Annotated in this window: 16 protein-coding genes and 5 tRNA genes; 9 read left to right on the top strand and 12 right to left on the bottom strand. The window is 55.1% G+C overall.

Going from position 1 to position 19,007, the window contains the following annotated elements; translation table 11 throughout:
* Positions 1-37 precede the first annotated feature (37 nt).
* Positions 38-298, bottom strand: coding sequence for a hypothetical protein (locus E3E30_RS05970; RefSeq protein WP_167728727.1), 261 nt, complete (start codon positions 296-298; stop codon positions 38-40).
* Positions 299-422: 124 nt separating this feature from the next.
* Between E3E30_RS05970 and E3E30_RS05965 the strand changes: the two genes are divergently transcribed.
* Complete coding sequence (locus tag E3E30_RS05965; RefSeq protein WP_167728726.1) at positions 423-2,471, top strand: 1,4-alpha-glucan branching protein; 2,049 nt, start codon at positions 423-425, stop codon at positions 2,469-2,471.
* Here the strand turns inward: E3E30_RS05965 and E3E30_RS05960 are convergent.
* Both E3E30_RS05960 and E3E30_RS05955 read right to left on the bottom strand, forming a co-directional pair.
* The gene (locus tag E3E30_RS05960) at positions 2,468-3,202 is read right to left on the bottom strand and encodes an alpha-glucosidase (RefSeq protein ID WP_167728725.1); all 735 of its coding nucleotides are present in this window, start codon (positions 3,200-3,202) and stop codon (positions 2,468-2,470) included. The genes E3E30_RS05965 and E3E30_RS05960 overlap by 4 nt on opposite strands.
* 154 nt (positions 3,203-3,356) lie before the next feature.
* Complete coding sequence (locus E3E30_RS05955) at positions 3,357-5,048, bottom strand: Na+dependent transporter (RefSeq protein ID WP_167728724.1); 1,692 nt, start codon at positions 5,046-5,048, stop codon at positions 3,357-3,359.
* Between the two features lie 582 nt (positions 5,049-5,630).
* Between E3E30_RS05955 and gdhA the strand changes: the two genes are divergently transcribed.
* Positions 5,631-6,890 carry a glutamate dehydrogenase gene (gene gdhA, locus E3E30_RS05950; RefSeq protein WP_167728723.1) on the top strand — a complete coding sequence of 420 codons (1,260 nt, stop codon included), beginning with the start codon at positions 5,631-5,633 and terminating at the stop codon, positions 6,888-6,890.
* An 85-nt stretch (positions 6,891-6,975) separates the two neighbouring features.
* Here the strand turns inward: gdhA and E3E30_RS05945 are convergent, their stop codons facing one another.
* Positions 6,976-8,142 (bottom strand): AAA family ATPase, encoded by a 1,167-nt coding sequence (locus E3E30_RS05945; RefSeq protein WP_167729004.1) that lies wholly within the window; start codon positions 8,140-8,142, stop codon positions 6,976-6,978.
* Between the two features lie 102 nt (positions 8,143-8,244).
* Here E3E30_RS05945 and psmB point away from each other — a divergent pair, with 102 nt between their 5' ends.
* From psmB to rpiA, 4 genes are all read left to right on the top strand, one after another.
* Entirely contained in the window at positions 8,245-8,853 is a 609-nt protein-coding gene (gene psmB / locus E3E30_RS05940; RefSeq protein WP_167728722.1) for an archaeal proteasome endopeptidase complex subunit beta, read from the top strand.
* Between the two features lie 10 nt (positions 8,854-8,863).
* Positions 8,864-10,810 carry a beta-CASP ribonuclease aCPSF1 gene (locus E3E30_RS05935; protein WP_042693022.1) on the top strand — a complete coding sequence of 649 codons (1,947 nt, stop codon included), beginning with the start codon at positions 8,864-8,866 and terminating at the stop codon, positions 10,808-10,810.
* 74 nt (positions 10,811-10,884) lie between these two features.
* A complete protein-coding gene (locus tag E3E30_RS05930) occupies positions 10,885-11,256 on the top strand; it encodes a hypothetical protein (RefSeq protein WP_042693023.1) in 372 nt (123 codons plus the stop codon).
* A gap of 4 nt (positions 11,257-11,260) precedes the next feature.
* Positions 11,261-11,950 (top strand): ribose-5-phosphate isomerase RpiA, encoded by a 690-nt coding sequence (gene rpiA, locus E3E30_RS05925; protein WP_167728721.1) that lies wholly within the window; start codon positions 11,261-11,263, stop codon positions 11,948-11,950.
* A gap of 14 nt (positions 11,951-11,964) precedes the next feature.
* Here rpiA and E3E30_RS05920 read toward each other — a convergent pair whose 3' ends face one another.
* The gene (locus tag E3E30_RS05920) at positions 11,965-12,459 is read right to left on the bottom strand and encodes a putative toxin-antitoxin system toxin component, PIN family (RefSeq protein WP_167728720.1); all 495 of its coding nucleotides are present in this window, start codon (positions 12,457-12,459) and stop codon (positions 11,965-11,967) included.
* Positions 12,460-12,741 carry a hypothetical protein gene (locus E3E30_RS05915; RefSeq protein WP_042693030.1) on the bottom strand — a complete coding sequence of 94 codons (282 nt, stop codon included), beginning with the start codon at positions 12,739-12,741 and terminating at the stop codon, positions 12,460-12,462.
* A 142-nt stretch (positions 12,742-12,883) separates the two neighbouring features.
* On the opposite strand from E3E30_RS05915, the gene E3E30_RS05910 reads away from it, so the two are divergent.
* A tRNA-Leu gene (locus E3E30_RS05910) sits at positions 12,884-12,971 on the top strand.
* A 546-nt stretch (positions 12,972-13,517) separates the two neighbouring features.
* Here E3E30_RS05910 and E3E30_RS05905 read toward each other — a convergent pair.
* The 3 genes from E3E30_RS05905 to E3E30_RS05895 all read right to left on the bottom strand — a co-directional run bounded on the left by E3E30_RS05905 (position 13,518) and on the right by E3E30_RS05895 (position 14,164).
* Positions 13,518-13,595: transfer RNA gene (locus E3E30_RS05905), tRNA-Pro, on the bottom strand.
* A gap of 410 nt (positions 13,596-14,005) precedes the next feature.
* Positions 14,006-14,083: transfer RNA gene (locus tag E3E30_RS05900), tRNA-Ile, on the bottom strand.
* Between the two features lie 5 nt (positions 14,084-14,088).
* Positions 14,089-14,164 (bottom strand) — tRNA-Asn (locus E3E30_RS05895).
* Positions 14,165-14,262: 98 nt separating this feature from the next.
* Here E3E30_RS05895 and E3E30_RS05890 point away from each other — a divergent pair.
* Positions 14,263-14,339: transfer RNA gene (locus E3E30_RS05890), tRNA-Thr, on the top strand.
* Position 14,340: 1 nt separating this feature from the next.
* On the opposite strand, the gene tmk is transcribed toward E3E30_RS05890, so the two are convergent.
* From tmk to E3E30_RS05875, 3 genes are all read right to left on the bottom strand, one after another.
* Positions 14,341-14,961: a dTMP kinase gene (gene tmk, locus E3E30_RS05885; RefSeq protein WP_042688665.1), complete on the bottom strand. Its 621-nt coding sequence runs from the start codon at positions 14,959-14,961 to the stop codon at positions 14,341-14,343.
* Positions 14,962-15,024: 63 nt separating this feature from the next.
* The gene (locus E3E30_RS05880; RefSeq protein WP_167729003.1) at positions 15,025-15,735 is read right to left on the bottom strand and encodes a phospho-sugar mutase; all 711 of its coding nucleotides are present in this window, start codon (positions 15,733-15,735) and stop codon (positions 15,025-15,027) included.
* 10 nt (positions 15,736-15,745) lie between these two features.
* Complete coding sequence (locus E3E30_RS05875; RefSeq protein ID WP_042688669.1) at positions 15,746-16,831, bottom strand: NDP-sugar synthase; 1,086 nt, start codon at positions 16,829-16,831, stop codon at positions 15,746-15,748.
* 242 nt (positions 16,832-17,073) lie between these two features.
* Between E3E30_RS05875 and E3E30_RS05870 the strand changes: the two genes are divergently transcribed.
* Positions 17,074-18,951, top strand: coding sequence for a phosphoenolpyruvate carboxykinase (GTP) (locus tag E3E30_RS05870; protein ID WP_167729002.1), 1,878 nt, complete (start codon positions 17,074-17,076; stop codon positions 18,949-18,951).
* The last annotated feature ends 56 nt before the right edge of the window (positions 18,952-19,007 follow it).

Below are 19,007 nucleotides of genomic sequence, written 5' to 3'. Positions count from 1 at the left end.
TCTCACCCGAAAAGAGTAGAGGGCGGGGGTTAAAAGGTTAAAGCCTCAGCGCGAGCAGAACGAGCGCTCCCGCAATCGCGAGAGCCGCCTTGGTTGCGTCGCTTTTGTTCCCCTCAATGGCTTCGCTCAGCAGTCCGAAGGAGAGGCCGACGAGCCCCATGTCGTAGAGCACGTACGCGAGCTTTGTGAAGACATCCATGGGGGATGAGAGCACGCTCAGTATTGCACCCAGAAGAACGACCGCCAGGGCACCGGCTATGAACCCGCTCTCCGTTCCTGCTAGCTCCATCGCCCTCATGTTATCACCATACCCAGTTGGAACCGGAAGATAAAACGTTTTCCATGCACATTACTGGTCACGGTGACAGGTCTGTTCCGAATAAGGTTAAATACGATGAAGCTTAAACACCAACGGTGATACCATGAGGGGCTACCTAACCTTCGTCCTTCACACTCACCTTCCCTACGTCAGGAAACACGGCAAGTGGCCCTTCGGAGAGGAGTGGCTTTACGAGGCGATGAGCGAGAGCTACCTGCCCCTGCTCATGGAGTTCGAACGTTTGAGGGACTCGGGCGTTCGCTTCCAGCTCGTGGTGAACATAACGCCCGTCCTGATGGAACAGCTGGCCGACGACTACGTCAAGGCCGAGTTCGAGAAGTACCTCTTGAGGAAAATCGAGAGAACTAAAGAAGACCTCAAATCTGGCAAATACCCCGAGAAGCCCGTTAGAGAAGTCCTCCGCCACTTCGAGCGCGTTTACTCCTACTGGAAGGCCATAAACGGAGACGTAATCGGCAGGTTCCGGGAGCTTCAGGAGGGGGGCTACCTTGAAATAATAACCTCCCCCGCGACACACGCCTACCTTCCCCTCCTCTGGAGGGAGGAGTCAATACGCTCGCAGATAGCCAACGGAGTGGCGACCTACGAGAAGCACTTCGGAAGGAGACCGCGGGGAATGTGGGTTTCAGAGTGCGCCTACAGACCTTCCGGCCGGTGGCAACTTCCCGGCGGAAGAACCGTTGAGAGGAAGGGGATAGAGAAGTTCCTTGAGGAGTTTGGAATCGAGTACTTCTTCGTCGAGAGCAACCTCATTGATAACGGACCGGTCAGCGACTCCTACGGCGCCCCGGTTCCTACCGGTTCTCTCGCAACGCTCCGGCCGTACTGGGTCAAGGGCTCTAACGTCGCCGTCTTCGCGAGGAACCGCGAGACGGGCCATCAGGTCTGGAGCGCCCACTACGGCTACCCCGGCGACTTCTGGTACAGGGAGTTCCACAAGAAAGCCGAACACAGCGGCAACCAGTACTGGCGCGTGACGGGTAAGGACGTTGATTTGGGCGAGAAGGACTTCTACGACCCCGAGAGGGCTCTTGAGCGGGTTGAAGCGCACGCGAGGCACTTCGTCTGGCTCGTTGAGACATTGCTGGGTGAGTTCGAGGAGAAAACGGGCGAGAAGGGGATAATCGTCTCTCCCTACGACACCGAGCTCTTCGGCCACTGGTGGTACGAGGGTGTTAAGTGGCTTAGCAGGGTTCTTGAGCTTCTTGCCGAGAGGGGAATCAAGACGACGACGCTTTCAGCCTTCCTCTCCAACTACTCCGGCGAGAGGCTTGGGATTGAACTGCCCGAAGGCTCATGGGGCGCCAACGCGGACCACTCGACCTGGTGGAATCCGGAAACGGAGTGGACGTGGGAGGAAATCTACCGCGCGGAAGAGCGTATGGTCGCGCTGGCGAGCCGCTTTTACGGGAAGGACAAGCTAGGCGACAGGGCGATAGAACAGCTCGCGAGGGAGCTTCTAATCCTTGAGGCGAGCGACTGGGGGTTCCTCATAACAACGGGCCAGGCGAAGGCCTACGCCGAGAGGCGCGTTCTGCTTCACGCTAGGGACTTCCACAGGCTCGCCAACGAGGTTGTGAGGTACTTCAAGACCGGCGAGATGGACGTTTCGCTCCTTGAGGAGCTTGAGGAGCGCGACAACCCCTTCAGGCCGGTGATAGTTGCCCACTACGTCAGCGACAATCCACCTGGGCTTGAGGAGTACGTGGAGCCCCCCGAGGTGCCGCCCGAGGAGCGGGATAGGACGGAGGAAGTGGGGGGAACGTTCGTTGAGGCTGAGGCCGAGCTCGGTGAGAGCGTCTTCGAGGGTTCCGATGAGAGGTTCTACGCGAGTTCGCTCGCCTTCGTAAAGAGAAGGAAGCCGAGGGTTCCCCTCGCTAGGAGGACTGACACGAGGCTTGCCAAGAGGGTTGAGAGGATTGGAACGCCCAGGAAGCCGAAGGCCGAGAAGAAACGCCCGCGGTTGAAGCGCCTCATAGACGTCAAGGGCATTGGCCCCAAAACCCTTGCGAAGCTGAACAAGGCGGGAATAAACACACCCGAGGACCTTCTCCGTGCGAACCTTGAAGAGCTCGCGAGGAAGACTGGGATTTCAATAAAAAGGTTGAGAAGGTTCGTGGAGCAGCTTTAGAGGAAGGCGTGGCGGTGCTTGTAGAGGCCTATTATTGCGCTCACGATGAGGTAAAGCTCCACAGCCGCGAGGAGCATCAAGAATATCAGGTAGCCCTGGACGAAGCTGGGGCTCTTGCCGAATTTGCTCGCTATTTCCTGTATTTTTTCCGGTGTAATCAGATTGTATATGCTGTACCTCAGGGCCATCATACCAACGATAACAGGTATTGGTATCGCCGAGTAGGCCAGCAGAAGCCCGAGGTAGCCCCTCCTCTGGAGGGAGAGCATGGAGAGGATTATCGGAATCGCGAGGATTAGGGCAGTGATTGCGAGGAACTGGTTGAGATAGAAGCCAGTGAGCACGAAGAAAGCGGTCATTCCAAACAGATACCTCCGGTAAACCTTCTTGAGCTCTGCTAGCTTCCCCGGCTTGAAGTCGTACTCTGCCGAGCGGGAGTACAGGAGTATCCTGTCGGCGAGCTTCAGGTACTTCTTCTTGCCCTCCTTCTCTATGGCCTTGTCGGTGCTCATGAGCTTGAACTCCTTGGCCTTCTTGTAGAAGAACTCCGCGAGCTCCTCGTTGTCCTTCTCAACCTCCTCAGCGAGCCTCCTGAAGTTCTCGGCAGCTTCCTTAATCTTAGCCTTCACGCGTTCTTTCTCCTTCTCCGTGAGAACCGTGAGACGGTCTATTCTATCGAGGGTTGATTCAAGAACCTCGGCTGTGTCGAGCAGAATATCCTTGCTCTTCACGTTCACACCTCCAAAAGTTGAAAAGAAAGAAGGGCCTTAAGACCCTTGTGCCTTCTCGGCCTGGAGGAGCTTTCCAATGCTCCAGTACATGAGGGCAAAAATAACAAACCAGGCAAAGAGCATGTAGATTACCCAGCTTCCCATCGTCACCACCTCAGACCTTTATGATAACCTCGTTCTTCTCGAGCTCCTCGCCGTACTTCTTCTTGATGGAGTAGTAGCTCTCGATGAATCCAATGACCCACATGACTATTATTGCAATCCTGGCAGGCCATTCGAGGGTCGTGCCTATGAGGCTCTTGACCATTCCAAGGAGCGGTATCATGAGGAGCAGTGGCGCGATGTAGAGGATTATCGGCTTGTACCACTCGGGAACCTTCATCCAGGCCCCCTCGTGGAGCTCCTTCCAGAAGTTGTCGGGCTTGAAGAGGTACACTGCGACGATGATGTCGAAGAGCGCCAGCAGGGTCAGCTGGAAGCTCACCCATGCGTCAACCTGGTCCATGTAGCCGCTTATGTAGATGACCGGCAGTCCAGCAAGGAAGTATATCACCAGAACGACCCAAGTTCCAACGTTCCTCTTTATGCCGAGGTCCTCTTCGAGGAGGGCCACGACGTAGTTGTACATTGCAATCGCTGAGGTGAATCCTGCAAACCAGAGCAGGAGGAACCAGAGTGCACCGAAGAGCCTTCCCGCGTCTCCCATGCTGACGAAGGCGTTGGGCAGGCTGGTGTACGAGAAGCCGAGTCCGAAGGTGTTTCCAATTGCCTTGAGGCCTATGTCTTTGTGCTGGGTGAGGTACTGCATAATCTCACCCCAGTGCTGGCTGAGGTAGCTGGAGATTGTGTCAACGTTTCCGGACTTGGCTATGTCCTGGGGAACTCCCATCTGTATGAGGAAGCTTGGAGCGTCCTTGAAGGCCTTGGCAACGAGGTCTGGAGAGACTATCTTGGTGAAGTAAGCGGTCGCGAGCGGTATTGCTATTGAACCACCGAGAACGACTTCCGCGAACTCGTTGAGCGAGACGGTGGCGATACCTGAGAGGGCAACGTCATCCTTGGGGCCGAGGTAGCTCGCGTAGTTCTGGATGATACCCATACCGAGAGAGAGTGTGAAGAATATCTGTCCCGTCGCCGCGAGCATGACCGCCGCGAAGTGCTCCTTCAGGTAGGTCCAGTTCGGGCTCCAGATGAACTTGAATCCGTCTATGGTGCTCCAGTTGGGGTCAACCGGCGAGCCAAGGACGAAGACGTAGCCGACCATTATGATGGCGAAGACGTAGAGGAGCGGCATCATGACCTTGACCCAGCGCTCGATACCCTTGCTGACACCCTGGCCGACCGCTATGGCCAGCAGTATAACGGTGATTCCCCAGAAGAGCATTACCTGCGTGTGGTTGGCTAGGTAGTTGCCGAAGAACTCACCGGTGTTCTTGCCGAAGTAGGCTCCGGTTATGCTGAACCAGGAGTACGCCGCCGACCAGCCGATGAGGTGCAGGTAGTAGCTGTTGAGGAGTATGGTCAGCGAGAACGCGAGCATACCGCTTATGACGCCCCACCAGAGGGCGCTTCTCGGCTTGAGGCTCTCCCTGGCCATGAGGTAGTAGGTAGGTCCTAGGGTGCCGTGTCCATACTTGCCACCGTAGCGACCGGCGACCCACTCAATCCACATCACTGGGATACCGAGGAAGAACAGCGCTATGAAATACGGCACCATGAAGGCGCCGCCACCGTTCTGGGCGACCTGGGTTGGGAACCTCACGAAGTTACCAAGGCCAACGGCGTTTCCTGCCATGGCCAAAATTAAACCAATCTTGGTCGCCCATTGGTCCCTTCCCTGCTCCACTTTTAACCACCTCCAGACGAGACTGTATTATACCAGGGGTAAATGCCCACCTCGGGGGCACTATGTATAAGAACCTTCATCGTATAAAAAGCTTTTTGAGGGCGTTTTTCGACGAAAGACGATTTACTCTTCCGTAAAATAACTCGAAATCGGCTCTTCGTCATTTTTTCAATTTTGCCGTTTCAAACAGGTATGTGCTTGATTGACAGTCGAAGAACTTAAGACTTGTATTGTCATAGTGTCAACAATGTGGCCGGGGCAACTTTATATACTCCGGCCCTTACCCTCACCGCCCGATGATTGGAACGAGAGTGAGCTGACGGGATGATGACCGACTTCTCGCTGAGGGTTTCTATTCTTTCCTTCACCATTGCACCTCAATGTTCACCAATGTTCATAAAATCTTGGATGTACATCCCTCTTTTTAGCTAAAAATTTCGGGAGCGCTTTTTATTTCTTCGAAAATTTGAGATGCTAACTTTTTGTTGCAAACTAAGCCTTCTCCTGCCTTCTTTTCCGAAAGGTTTATATATGCAAAGGTCTTAGGGGATATCGCAGATTACCGAAACTGAGGTGATAGAGATGGTCGAGATTGACCCGTTTGAGATGGCCGTTAAGCAGCTCGAAAGGGCTGCTCAGTATATGGACATAAGTGAGGAGGCCCTTGAGTGGCTCAAGAGGCCCATGAGGATTGTTGAGGTTAGCGTTCCCATCGAGATGGACGACGGTTCTGTCAAGGTCTTCACCGGTTTCCGCGTTCAGCACAACTGGGCCCGTGGTCCGACCAAGGGTGGTATAAGGTGGCACCCGGCCGAGACCCTCAGCACCGTTAAGGCCCTCGCCACCTGGATGACCTGGAAAGTTGCCGTCGTTGACCTCCCCTACGGTGGCGGTAAGGGTGGTATCATCGTTGACCCGAAGAAGCTCTCCGAGAGGGAGCAGGAGAGGCTCGCTCGCGCTTACATAAGGGCTGTTTATGATGTCATCGGCCCGTGGACAGACATCCCGGCTCCTGACGTTTACACCAACCCCAAGATAATGGGCTGGATGATGGACGAGTACGAGACCATAATGAGACGCAAGGGCCCGGCCTTCGGTGTCATAACCGGCAAGCCGCTCAGCATCGGCGGTTCCCTTGGCAGGGGTACCGCTACCGCCCAGGGTGCTATCTTCACCATCAGGGAAGCCGCCAAGGCCCTCGGCATCGACCTCAAGGGCAAGACCATCGCCGTCCAGGGCTACGGTAACGCCGGCTACTACACCGCCAAGCTCGCCAAGGAGCAGCTCGGCATGAAGGTCGTCGCCGTCAGCGACAGCAGGGGCGGTATCTACAACCCAGATGGCCTCGACCCGGACGAGGTTCTCAAGTGGAAGCAGGAGCACGGCAGCGTCAAGGACTTCCCAGGCGCGACCAACATCACCAATGAGGAGCTTCTCGAACTCGACGTCGACGTCCTCGCTCCGGCTGCCATCGAGGAGGTCATTACCGAGAAGAACGCCGACAGGATTAAGGCCAAGATTGTCGCTGAGGTTGCCAACGGTCCGGTTACCCCTGAGGCCGACGACATACTCCGCGAGAAGGGCATCCTCCAGATTCCGGACTTCCTCTGTAACGCCGGTGGTGTCACCGTCAGCTACTTCGAGTGGGTCCAGAACATCAACGGCTACTACTGGACCGAGGAGGAAGTCCGCGAGAAGCTCGACAAGAAGATGACCAAGGCCTTCTGGGAAGTCTACAACACCGCCAAGGAGAAGAACATCCACATGCGCGATGGTGCCTACGTCGTCGCTGTCCAGAGGGTCTACCAGGCCATGAAGGACCGCGGATGGGTCAAGAAGTGATTTCTTCTCCCTTCCTTTCCTTCTCAATTCTCCCGCCGGTTCTTGAAAGCAGGTTTGTTGGTTAAGAAGAAACTAAAAAGGAAGGTCAGCCCTTCGTCCAGTAGTCCTTCTCCTCGACCATCGCCCTTATCATCTCGTCCTCGTCCCTGAACATCGTCCGCCTCGACGGGTTCTGCATGCCGTAGAATTCCATGAACGGACTTGGACGTCTCTTGAAGGGGTAGTAGAGGTATATCGCCGCAAGTGTCCTGTATGCTTCTGCCATCTCGCTGACGACTCCTGCCGAAACGCCCTCGGCGTAGTGGTAGACCGCTATGGCCCTGCTGACATCGACGAGGTTGAAGTCCCTCTCAACGAGCTGTCTCCTCAGTATCTCCGTTGCCTGCTCTATGTCCTCCCTCTCAAGCTCGTCTACCTCGTTCCCGTTGAGGAGGTGTTTTATCCTGATTTTCTTCACGTTCGGGTTCTTGGCGACCTGGTTGTCGTACTCAGCTACAACCCACCAGTCGTCTAAAGCCCCGGGGTCGAGGACGGTGAAGTGCTCGCTCAGTTTGTCGTAGAAGCCCCTGACGCGGTGGTAGTACTCCTCCTCGTGGCCGGTCATCGGGTAGCTGAGGTAGACGAGGGGCTTCTCCTTCTCCCTGAACAGCAGGTCGAGGAAGACCTCCGGCGGGTGCCTTATGCCGAACTGGAGGACGTAGCGGACGTTTATTCCCTCCTTCTTGAGCTCGTGGACAAGGGTCTTCACGTGGTTTATCGCATCTTCGCGCCACATGACGAGGGTCGTCAGCTTTATGTTGTCCGGGTCGTTGCCGAAGCGCTCGAACCACTCGGGGTCGTTGATTATCCTCCTCCTGACCGAGAGCACGTCGTCGAGGACGATGATGACCCTGTCAGGTTTGAGGAGCTTGAGGTTGCTGAGGGTGAATCCTATAACGCTCCCGCTCCCCCAGCGGAAGAGGCTCGGCGTCGAAACGAGGTGAAACCTTTTGTCGCTCTCGTCTATCTCCCGTCTGATTCTCTCGAAGGCCTCGTCGCGAATCTCGTTCATCAAATCCTGGTGGTTTATCGCGAAGTCGAGAACGTTCTTGCGGGTTATCTTAACCCCCCTTTCCTTCCCTACCTCCCTGAGGTAGTCGAAGACGTGGTAGTATGCGTAGCTCTCCCCGCTGGCCTTTTCAAGGGCCTCGCTCAGGTATTCGTCGCGCCCGTTGAGGGGCGGGCCGGTTAGAAGGATTACTTCCTTTGCCATGACAACCACCCAAGAGAGTGGGGCGAAACCTTTAAATACTCTTTCTCTAAGCGGGGTTCAGAGGTTCTTCTATTCTAAAAACCAACTCCAGGGGTGTTGTAGTTGACTGAGAACCTAAAGGGAACCACTACCGTCGGCGTAGTTTGCAAGGACGGTGTAGTTTTAGCGGCAGACAGAAGGGCATCACTCGGCAACATGGTGCTTTCTGAGGGCGTCACGAAGGTCTTCCAGATAGACGAGCACCTCGCCCTGGCAGGAGCGGGGAGCGTTGGCGACATACTGAGCCTCGTCAGACTTCTAAGAGCCGAGGCAAAGCTCTACCGCGCGAGGGTCGGCAGGGAGATGAGTGTCAAAGCTCTGGCGACCCTTACGTCGAACATCCTGCACGGAAACCGCTTCATGCCATACTTCGGCTGGTTTCTCATAGCCGGCTACGATGAGAAGCCGGGCCTTTACTCGATAGACATGGCCGGTGGCGTCACCGAGGATAAGTTCACCGCCGCCGGTTCCGGAATGGAGTTCGCCTTCTCAATCCTTGAGGAGAACTACCGCGATGACCTCTCACTGGAGGATGGAATAAGGCTCGCCCTGAAGGCGATAAAGGCATCCACCCGCAGGGACGTTTTCACCGGGGGTGGGGTTACACTCGTGACCGTGACGGAGGACGGCTACCGCGAGTGGAGCGAGGAGGAGCTCAAAGCGCTGTTCTGAGGTGGTGGCGTTGATTCGGAGGGAAACCTACGTTGACGAGATACTCAAGGAGATTCGCGAGGTCATAGCCCAGATGGTTCCGCCGAACGCGAGGATAACCGACGTCGAGTTCGAGGGGCCGGAGCTCGTCATATACACCAAGAACCCGGAGGCGATAATGAAGGACGGCGACCTCATCAGGAACCTCGCGAAGGTTCTCAAGAAGAGGATAAGCGTCCGCCCGGACCCGGACATCCTAATCCCGCCCGAGAAGGCCGAGGAGATGATTAAGGAGCTCGTCCCGAAGGAGGCCGAGATAACGAACATAAGCTTCGACCCCTCCGTCGGTGAGGTTCTCATAGAGGCCAAGAAGCCCGGCCTCGTCATCGGAAAGAACGGCGAGACGCTTCGCCTGATTACTCAGAAAGTTCACTGGGCGCCGAGGGTTGTCAGGACTCCTCCGCTCCAGAGCCAGACGATTTACTCGATAAGGCAGATTCTCCAGACCGAGAGCAAGGACAGGAGGAAGTTCCTCAGGCAGGTTGGCAGGAACATTTATCGCAAGTCCGAGTACAAGAGCAGGTGGATTAGGATTACCGGCCTCGGGGGCTTCCGCGAGGTCGGAAGGAGCGCGCTCCTCGTCCAGACGGATGAGAGCTACGTCCTCGTTGACTTCGGCGTGAACATAGCCGCGATGAGGGACCCGCTCAAAGCGTTTCCGCACTTTGACGCCCCGGAGTTCCGCTACGTCCTCGATGAGGGCCTTCTCGACGCAATCATTATCACCCACGCCCACCTCGACCACAGCGGAATGCTCCCCTACCTCTTCCGCTACAAGCTCTTCGACGGGCCGATTTACACGACCCCGCCGACGAGGGACTTGATGACGCTCCTCCAGCAGGACTTCATCGAGATTCAGCACATGAACGGCGTCGAGCCCCTGTACAGGCCGAGGGACATAAAGGAGGTCATAAAGCACACCATAACCCTCGACTACGGCGAAGTCAGGGACATCGCTCCAGATATAAGGCTGACCCTCCACAACGCCGGTCACATACTCGGCTCGGCGATAGTTCACCTCCACATAGGCAACGGACTCCACAACATAGCCGTAACCGGAGACTTCAAGTTCATCCCGACCAGGCTCTTCGAGCCCGCTGTGAGCAGGTTCCCGCGCCTTGAGACCCTCGTCATGGAGTCCACCTACGGCGGAAGCAACGACTACCAGATGCCGAGGGAAGAGGCGGAGAAGAAGCTCATAGAGGTCATAAGGGAAACAATCAAGCGCGGTGGAAAGGTGCTCATCCCGGCGATGGCCGTCGGAAGGGCGCAGGAGATAATGATGGTTCTTGAGGAGTACGCGCGCGTCGGTGGCATAGAGGTTCCGATTTACCTCGACGGAATGATTTGGGAAGCTACCGCAATCCACACAGCCTATCCAGAGTACCTCAGCAAGAGCCTCCGTGAGCAGATATTCCACGAGGGCTACAACCCGTTCCTGAACCCGATATTCAAGAGCGTCGCCAACTCGCGCGAGAGGCAGGACATCATAGACTCCGGAGAGCCGGCCATAATCATAGCCACCTCGGGCATGCTCGTCGGCGGACCGAGCGTCGAGTACTTCAAACAGCTCGCCCCCGACCCGAAGAACAGCATCATCTTCGTAAGCTACCAGGCCGAGGGAACCCTCGGAAGGCAGGTGCAGAGAGGTTTACGCGAGATACCGCTCATCGGCGAGGACGGCAGGACAGAGGTCGTTCAGGTCAACATGGAGGTCCACACGATAGACGGCTTCTCCGGCCACGCGGACAGGAGGGAGCTCATAAGCTACGTCGCCCGCGTCAGGCCGAGGCCAGAGCGTATAATCACCGTCCACGGCGAGGCCCACAAGTGCCTCGACCTCAGCTCCAGCATACACAGGAAGTTCGGCATATCAACGCGCGCGCCCAACAACCTCGACGCCATAAGGCTCAAGTGATGGGCTCGCTGAGCCCTTCCTCTTTTCGATAACGTTTTAAATCTCTCCCACAAGAGCCCCTTAGGTGGGAGGACGTGAAGATAGAGTACAAGTTCTCGTTCGCGGTTTACATATGGGGCATTATCACCGGGATAATCAGCGGACTCTTAGCGTACTACAACAGGAGCGCATGGATACTCGGCTTCCTGCTCTACTTCTTCGTGGACAAGTTCGTGATGGCGCTGATTAAGGAGCTCCCTCCGGACGTCCCGGACGAGAGGGCGATACTCAGGAAGGCCTTCTGGGGCTGGCTGTTGTTCTGGCTCTACTTCACGATGCTCAGCTACTCGGTGGCCATCAACTTCCAGCCGGTCTGCTACTCCAACCAGAGCCTCCTCTATCAGGTCGTTCACAACGGAACGGCCGGGATTAAATGCGTGTTTAACGTGACCAACGTGACGGGGTGATTTCATGAACGTTGAGGAAATGAAGAAGGCCGTTGCCAAAGAGGCCCTCAACCTCATCGAGGACGAGATGGTCATTGGTCTCGGTACCGGCTCTACGACCGCCTACTTCATCCGCTACCTCGGAAAGCTCATAATGGAAGGCGAGCTTGAGGAGGTCTACGGCGTCCCGACCTCATACCAGGCGAGGCTCTTGGCCCTTGAAGCCGGTGTTCCGGTTGTGAGCCTCGACGAGGTTGACGCGATAGACATAGCGATTGACGGAGCGGACGAGGTTGACCCGCAGATGAACCTAATCAAGGGGCGCGGTGCCGCGTTGACCATGGAGAAAATCATCGAGTACAGGGCCGGAATGTTCGTCGTCCTCGTTGACGAGACCAAGCTCGTCGAGTGGCTCGGCCAGAGAATGCCCGTCCCAATAGAGGTTATCCCGGTCGCCTGGCGTGCCATCGCGGAGGAGATAGAGGTCTTCAACGCCACCGCCGAGCTGAGGATGGCCGAGAAGAAGGACGGGCCCGTCGTTACGGACAACGGCAACTTCATACTCGACGCCAAGTTCCACCGCATAGAGGACCCGCTTGACCTTGAGATAGAGCTCAACAACATTCCCGGCGTCGTCGAGAACGGAATCTTCGCTGACATAGCCGACCTCGTCCTCGTCGGCACGAAGGACGGGGTCAAGAGGATGGAGCGCTGAGAAAGAAGGATTCTTTACTTTTCAGCTCCATATTTCTCCCTAATGTGCTTCAGGAACTCTCCGGCGGTGAGGATGTAGAACCAATGCCTCTTGAGCTGGAACCTGAGCGTCTTTTCGTTCCTCAGCTTAACTAAGTGTGCTGTGTTCATGCTGATGAGGTAGCGAGCTTTGGAAGCGTAAACCACATTGAGGAACTTAACATCGTCGAGGTGACCTACGGCATTAACTATCCTGGGGTCATCTTCAAACTTCACGCGGGGAGAAACCTTCTTGGTGTGGTTTTGAACGAGGTTGTAAATGGCCCTGGCCTTCTCCGGCTTCCCAATAAGGAGTCCAATGACTGCAAGGGTTTCCTTCATCTCCTGCAGGGTCTCCTTGGAACCATAGTTCTGGAGTGTTGATTCCTTGAGAAGCTCAAGAATCCTAATGGCAGGACTTCGAGAAGGGTCTTTGGTCTTAAGAGCGCTGATTAAAATTGATGTGTCAAGGACAACCTTGAGCTGAGCCATTCAAATCACTCCGAGCTTTTTCAGCTTCCCCTCGATGCGGTGAAACTTCTTAAGCTCCTCTCTCGCGAGTTCAAGAAGCTCCATGGTGCTTAAGTTTGCGGTTCTCTTGTCTTTCAAGATTATTTCCCAGGCCTTTTCGTCGCTCATGGGTTTGTCCATCTCGTTCATTAACTCTCTCACCTGGAAGAACCAGACAATATCCTCTGGCTTTTCTTTTGTGGCCTTGGCGAGGCCGTCAATTACCGACTCGAAGACTCGCCTATCAACGGCTTTTACCGCCATGCTCTCACCGTTTTATGGTTTGTGGGAAGATAGATTAACTTTGTGGTGGTTTCTCCAGACTTCTCCAGGGTGTTGAGGATGGAGCGCTGAAGCAAGGTTTATAAACTCAGCCCTTTTTCACTTCTTCGGGAGTCCCGCGAGCGCGGGGGTTGCCGAGCCTGGTCAAAGGCGGTGGACTCAAGATCCACTCCCGCAGGGGTTCCGGGGTTCAAATCCCCGCCCCCGCACCAGAAACTTTTCTGGCGAAAAGTTTCATCAAAGTTTGTAGCTTCTTCTGGAATACTATATTTCGGGTGATTTTCTTTTCAGTTGGTCGTTCTGAGTGTGAGAACTTTTCAAATTGCTCCTTGCTTATGGGTTTAACCTTTAAATCGACGCCCGATGGGCGTCAAAGGAAAATAAACCCTTTGAAAGGGCTGTTTTGGTTGGTTCTCTCTTGTAAGGCTCGATTTTCTCAGTAAAATCTTCTTCCTTTGAGCCTTTGAGCGAGAGCTACGAGCTTTTGGTGAAGCTTTTTTCAAAAGCTTCAGCGCTGGCGGAAGATGACGTGCCTTTTTTAAAAGTGCAAGTTTTAGAGGGGGTTTCTTTTTGACCTGCTCTTTGTGACATGTTTCTCTCTTTGAAAGCGCCCGAAGGGCGCTAATGAAGGAAACACGCTTAAAACAGGCGAGTTTAAGAGCAACCCCACCCGAAAATAAACTGTTTAAAACGCATGCCTAATTTTGATGAAACTTTTCACCAGAAAAGTTTCTCCGCCAGCGCAAGTAAGGGCTGAATGGTGGGGCCGCCGGGATTTGAACCCGGGTCACGGGCTCCCAAAGCCCGCAGGATGGGCCAAGCTACCCTACGGCCCCCTGCGGTAGGTGCATCACGGGTTGCCTTATTAAATTTTTCGTCGCTGAACTGGAATGATGATTCCACGCCAACAACGCCAAAATGAATGGGAGAGCTTCGCATTCCAAAAAGGAGTCACGAACTCTGATAAAACTTTGCAACAGCCTCGGGGATGGGCTGGTAAAATGAGCGCTCTTCTATCCAAGGAGCAGAAAAATGGTCGTGCACTAATGAAAAAGCAAGTTCATACAGGGTTTAACACTATAACAAAATCCTCTGATATGGTTTCAACTTCTTATCAGCGCCCGAAGGGCGCTAATGAAGGAAACACGCTTAAAACAGGCGAGTTTAAGAGCAACCCCACCCGAAAATAAACTGTTTAAAACGCATGCCTAATTTTGATGAAACTTTTGCTTGACAAAAGTTTCTGTGGTGGGCCCGGGGGGCTTTGAACCCCCGACCACGCGGTTATGAGCCGCGCGCTCTGACCAGGCTGAGCTACGGGCCCACTGATGGCGCCGCCGCCCGGATTCGAACCGGGGACCGCCGGATTAACAGTCCGGCGCTCTACCGACTAAGCTACGGCGGCTCGACCCAATGTAGGGGATACAGGGGACGTTTATAAATTTTGCGGTTGGAAAGGGGAAAAGGTTTATAACTCTCAAAGGAGTCCCCTAAAGCGAGCCTGCCCCGGTAGCCTAGCCTGGCGGGGCGGCGGACTTGTAATCCGCCGGTCGCGGGTTCAAATCCCGCCCGGGGCTCCATTCATTTCTCGAGCAGAGCCTCAACGAGTGCAACAATCTGCCTGTGGACACCATCAACGTCCTCGAGGGCGTTGACGATTTTAATCTCAGGAAAGCGCTCCGCGAGCTTGAGGTAGTTTTCGCGAACCTTCTTCTGGAGCTCCACTATCTTGTCAAACTCGGTCTTTATGCTCCTCGTTCTTATGCGCTTCATACTCTCCTTGACGGGAAGGTCGAGAAGCAGAACGAGGTCGGGCCTTATTGCAAAGCGGTTGAGGTCTATCAGCCACTCAAGGTCAAGTCCCCTCGCCCACTGGTAGGCGAGCGACGAGTAAAAATAGCGGTCTGAAATCACGACCTTTCCCGATTCAAGCGCGGGTTTTATGAGCTTGTCAACGTGCTCGGCCCTGTCCGCCGCGAAGAGCAGAGCCTCCGCCTCGTGACTTATTTTAGCCCCGTCAATTATTCCTTCCCTTCCACCGGTCAAGACTAGTTTCCTGATGAGCTTTCCGAACGGCGTGTCCGTGGGTTCCTTTGTTAGAACGACCTCATAGCCCCTCTCCTCAAGCCACAGCTTGAGCAGCTTTGCCTGAGTTGACTTTCCAGCGCCGTCTATGCCCTCGAGCACAATGAATATCCCCAAGCCCGTCACCCCCAAAATGGAAGAACGTGTAAACCCCTCGGCGAGGGGCTTATAAAACTGCCGTCATACTGAGAGCCTCTTGAGGTAGTCGAAGAGCGACCACATGCTCATGAACTCCTTCTGCTCGCCCTCCCGGTAAAACTCCACGACGCCATCGGGTCTAAAGCGCATTCCAAAGTCGTAGTCCCCCTTGTTCAGCTTGTGAAGGAAGACCTCCTTGGGCTTCGGCGGCAGGTAGCTGGTCATCATGTCGTTCATGAGCTCTGCCTCGAAGCCGAAGTGCTCGCTCATCCTCGGGAAGAAGAGCACCGCAGGGGTGTTCATGGCGTCAACGAGGGCCTTTCCCCCGAGCTTGAAGTTGTAGTGCTTGAAGAGGTCGTGCATGAAGTCGTCGAGGGCGTTGGGATAGTAGACCGTCGCACCGATGTCGTTGGGCTGGGCCTCGATGAAGCTTCTGCTCTCGAGGATGGCGTTTATCTCGTCAACGTCGATTCCGCTGACGTAAACCCTAACGCCACCGTAGTAGTAGACGTAGGCCAGCGGAAGGCCCTTCTTGTGGGCAAAGTCCTTGAGCGCTATGAGCGGAATCAGGCGGACGTCCATTATCGTTGAACCGGTGCTGACGATGCCAACCACCATCGCCCTCTTGCCGTAGCGCGAGATGGCCCTTCCGTCCCTGCCGACTATTATCGTTCCGTGGGAGACCGTTCCTATGGCCCTTCCAAGGAGGGCAAGCTCCTCGGGATTAAACCTCTGGGAATAATACACTTCCACTTCCACCACCTCAATCCGGGAGTATTATACTCTCCCGACCAATCCTTGACTCGACCCAAATCTTCACGTTCGAGCCTATCTTGCTGAAGTCCTCGATGAGCGTGTTGTCGCCGATGACGCTGCCGGGCTGTATGACGACGCCCTTGCCTATGTGAACGTTTTCTCCTATTATGGCCTCCTTTATCTCGGCACCGTCCTCGATGGTCACGCCTGAAAAGATTACCGAGCGTTCAATTTTAACGTTTCTGCCTATCTCAACGTCATCACCAATGACCGCGAAGCCCCTGATTTCCGGCTTCCGCAGAACGCAACGCCTGCCAGTGTAGAGCGCCCCACCGTACTCAAGGTTGCCCTTAAGGCTTTCGGTTTTCACCTGCGGCAGGATGAGCCGTCCGAGGAAGACATCTTCCGTCGCCTGAAGGTAGCTCGACGGCCTTCCGACGTCGTTCCAGTACTCCTTGAAGGGGAACCCGTAGAGCGGAAGGTCGTTTTCGAGCATCCTAGGGAAGAGGTCCCTGGAGAAGTCGAAGTTCTTGTTCTTGGGAACGTGGTCGAACGCTTCGGGCTCAAAGACGTAGATACCAGCGTTGACGAGGTTGCTGAAGACCTCCTCCGGCCTGGGCTTTTCCTTGAACTGCTGAATCCTGCCGTCCTCGTCTATTATCGCTATGCCGTACTGCGTCGGGTCGTCGACCTCAGAAAGCGCTATCGTGGCGAGGGCCTTCTTCTTTTTGTGATACTCGTAGAGAGCCCGCAGGTCGAGGTTTGTCAGCACATCGCTTGAAACGACCAGAAAGGTGTCGTCCATGTGCTTGACGACCTTCTTGGTGGCCCCGGCAGTTCCGAGCTTCACGTTGTCCTTGTTGGAGTAGTGAATCTCTATCCCCCACTCGCTTCCGTCGCCGAAGTAGTCGATTATGCGCTCCTTAAGGTAGCCGACAAGAACGTAAACCTCATCGACCCCGGCCTCGATGAGGCTCTGGAGGGCGTACTCCATCAGGGGTCTGTTGAAGAAGGGTATCATTGGCTTGGGCCTGTACACGGTCAGGGGAAGAAGCCTCGTTCCCTTGCCTCCGGCCAAAATCACTGCCTTCATCTTGCACCGCACCGCTTTATTGTATCACTCCCAGTTAAAATACTTTGCGCCCTTCGTCGTTCATTCACATGGATGCGTCCATGAGCCCATTGATGACCATTACTCGGTTTAGTAGTTGACAACTCTGCCCAAAAAATTCGACGTTATATCAGACGATGGCCCTTTAATCGCCCAGTTGATGGTCACAACGACGAAGGAACTTTAAATAGGTAAGATGCACACATCCGATGGAGGCGACAAAAATGGACGCCCTTGAAAAGCTTAGGGAACTCCTCCCCGAAGAACAGTTCGAGAAGGTTAAGGCGATAGACAACCCCGAGCTTCACGCTTTTTTGGCGGAGTGGATTGAGTGGCTCGAGCCGAGCAAGGTTTTCGTCTGCACCGACAGCGAAGAGGACGAGCAGTACGTCCGCTGGAAGGCCCTCTACTATGGAGAAGAGAAGATGCTCGAAACGCCGAACCACACCGTCCACTACGACAACTACTACGACCAGGCCAGGGACAAGGCCAACACCAAGCTCCTCGTCCCCGGCGGAAAGGAGATTCCCTTCCTCAACACCAAGGACCGCGACGAGGGCCTGAAGGAGATTAGGGAGCTCATGAAGGGCGTCATGAAGGGCAAGGAACTCTTCATATGCTTCTTCGTTCTCGGGCCTAAGAACTCGATATTCACCATTCCGGCCGTCCAGCTCACCGACTCTGCCTACGTCGCCCACTCCGAGTTCATACTCTACAGAAAGGGCTACGAGGAGTTCAAGCGCCTTGGAAGGAACGCCAAGTTCTTCCGCTTCGTCCACTCGGCGGGAGAGCTCGACGAGAGGAAGACCAGCAAGAATCTGGACAAGAGGAGGATTTACATCGACCTCGTGGATGACACCGTTTACTCCGTCAACACCCAGTACGGTGGCAACACCATCGGTTTGAAGAAGCTCGCCTTCAGGCTCACCATTCAGAAGGCCGTTAAGGAGGGCTGGCTCAGCGAGCACATGTTCCTAATGAGGGTCAACGGCCCGAACGGCAGGAAGACCTACTTCACCGGTGCATATCCAAGCATGTGCGGTAAGACCTCCACCGCCATGATTCCCTGGGAGAACATAGTCGGAGACGATTTGACCTTCATCCTCCCGGTCAACGGCGTCGCCCGCGGTGCCAACGTCGAGAAGGGCGTTTTCGGCATAATCCAGGGCGTCAACCCCGAGGACGACCCGATAATCTGGAAGGTCCTGCACTCACCGGTCGAGATAATCTTCTCGAACGTCCTTGTCAAAGACGGAAAGCCCTACTGGAACGAGATGGGCGTCGAGATTCCGGAGGAGGGAGAGAACCACAGCGGGAAGTGGTGGAAGGGCAAGAAGGATAAAGAAGGCAACGAGATACCGCCGAGTCACAAGAACGCGCGCTTCACGGTTTCTCTCGAGCACTTCCCGAACGTGGATTTGGAAGCCCTTGAGAACCCGTGCGGTGTGGAAGTCGGCGGAATGATTTTCGGCGGCCGCGATAAGGACACCTGGCCCCCGGTGAGGGAAGCCTTTGACTGGAAGCACGGTGTTATAACTATGGGCGCCTCGCTTGAGAGCGAGACGACGGCGGCGACCCTTGGGAAGGAAGGCGTTAGGGCCTTTAACCCGATGGCCATACTCGACTTCATGAGCGTCCCGCTCGGCGAGTACATCGAGAACTACCTGAGGTTCGGCGAGAAGCTGAGGAAAGCGCCGAAGATATTCGCCGTCAACTACTTCCTCCGCGACGAGAACGGCAACTGGCTCAACCACAAGCTCGACAAAGCGGTGTGGCTCAAGTGGATGGAGTTAAGAGTTCACGGCGACGTTGATGCAATCGAGACGCCGATAGGCTACATTCCCAAGTACGAGGACCTGAAGAGACTCTTCAAGGAAGTCCTTAACAAGGACTACAGCAGGGAAGCCTACGAGAAGCAGTTCACTATCAGGGTTCCAGAACTGCTCGCGAAGATTGAGCGCATAGAGAAAATCTACCGCGAGAAAGTCAAGGAAGTTCCCGAGGAGCTCTTCCAGGTTCTTGAGGAGGAGCGGAAGAGGCTCCTTGAGGTCAGGGAGAAGTACGGCGACTACATAAGCCCGTTCGCGCTTGAGGGCGCATGACTTCTTCTTTTCTCCTTTCGTCGAACGCCGAGCGACAGGGTTTTTAAGGTTCGCGA

This window comes from Thermococcus sp. 9N3, assembly GCF_012027685.1.
GTDB lineage: Archaea > Methanobacteriota_B > Thermococci > Thermococcales > Thermococcaceae > Thermococcus > Thermococcus nautili.
This window is presented reverse-complemented; position numbering and strand designations above follow the sequence as displayed.

Bases quoted from the DNA above. Each gene is read 5' to 3' on its own strand.
- E3E30_RS05970 (WP_167728727.1), bottom strand. From the start codon at position 298: ATGAGGGCGATGGAGCTAGCAGGAACGGAGAGCGGGTTCATAGCCGGT.
- E3E30_RS05965 (WP_167728726.1), top strand. From the start codon at position 423: ATGAGGGGCTACCTAACCTTCGTCCTTCACACTCACCTTCCCTACGTC.
- gdhA (WP_167728723.1), top strand. From the start codon at position 5,631: ATGGTCGAGATTGACCCGTTTGAGATGGCCGTTAAGCAGCTCGAAAGG.
- E3E30_RS05945 (WP_167729004.1), bottom strand. From the start codon at position 8,142: ATGGCAAAGGAAGTAATCCTTCTAACCGGCCCGCCCCTCAACGGGCGC.
- rpiA (WP_167728721.1), top strand. From the start codon at position 11,261: ATGAACGTTGAGGAAATGAAGAAGGCCGTTGCCAAAGAGGCCCTCAAC.
- E3E30_RS05920 (WP_167728720.1), bottom strand. From the start codon at position 12,459: ATGGCTCAGCTCAAGGTTGTCCTTGACACATCAATTTTAATCAGCGCT.
- E3E30_RS05915 (WP_042693030.1), bottom strand. From the start codon at position 12,741: ATGGCGGTAAAAGCCGTTGATAGGCGAGTCTTCGAGTCGGTAATTGAC.
- E3E30_RS05875 (WP_042688669.1), bottom strand. From the start codon at position 16,831: ATGAAGGCAGTGATTTTGGCCGGAGGCAAGGGAACGAGGCTTCTTCCC.
- E3E30_RS05870 (WP_167729002.1), top strand. From the start codon at position 17,074: ATGGACGCCCTTGAAAAGCTTAGGGAACTCCTCCCCGAAGAACAGTTC.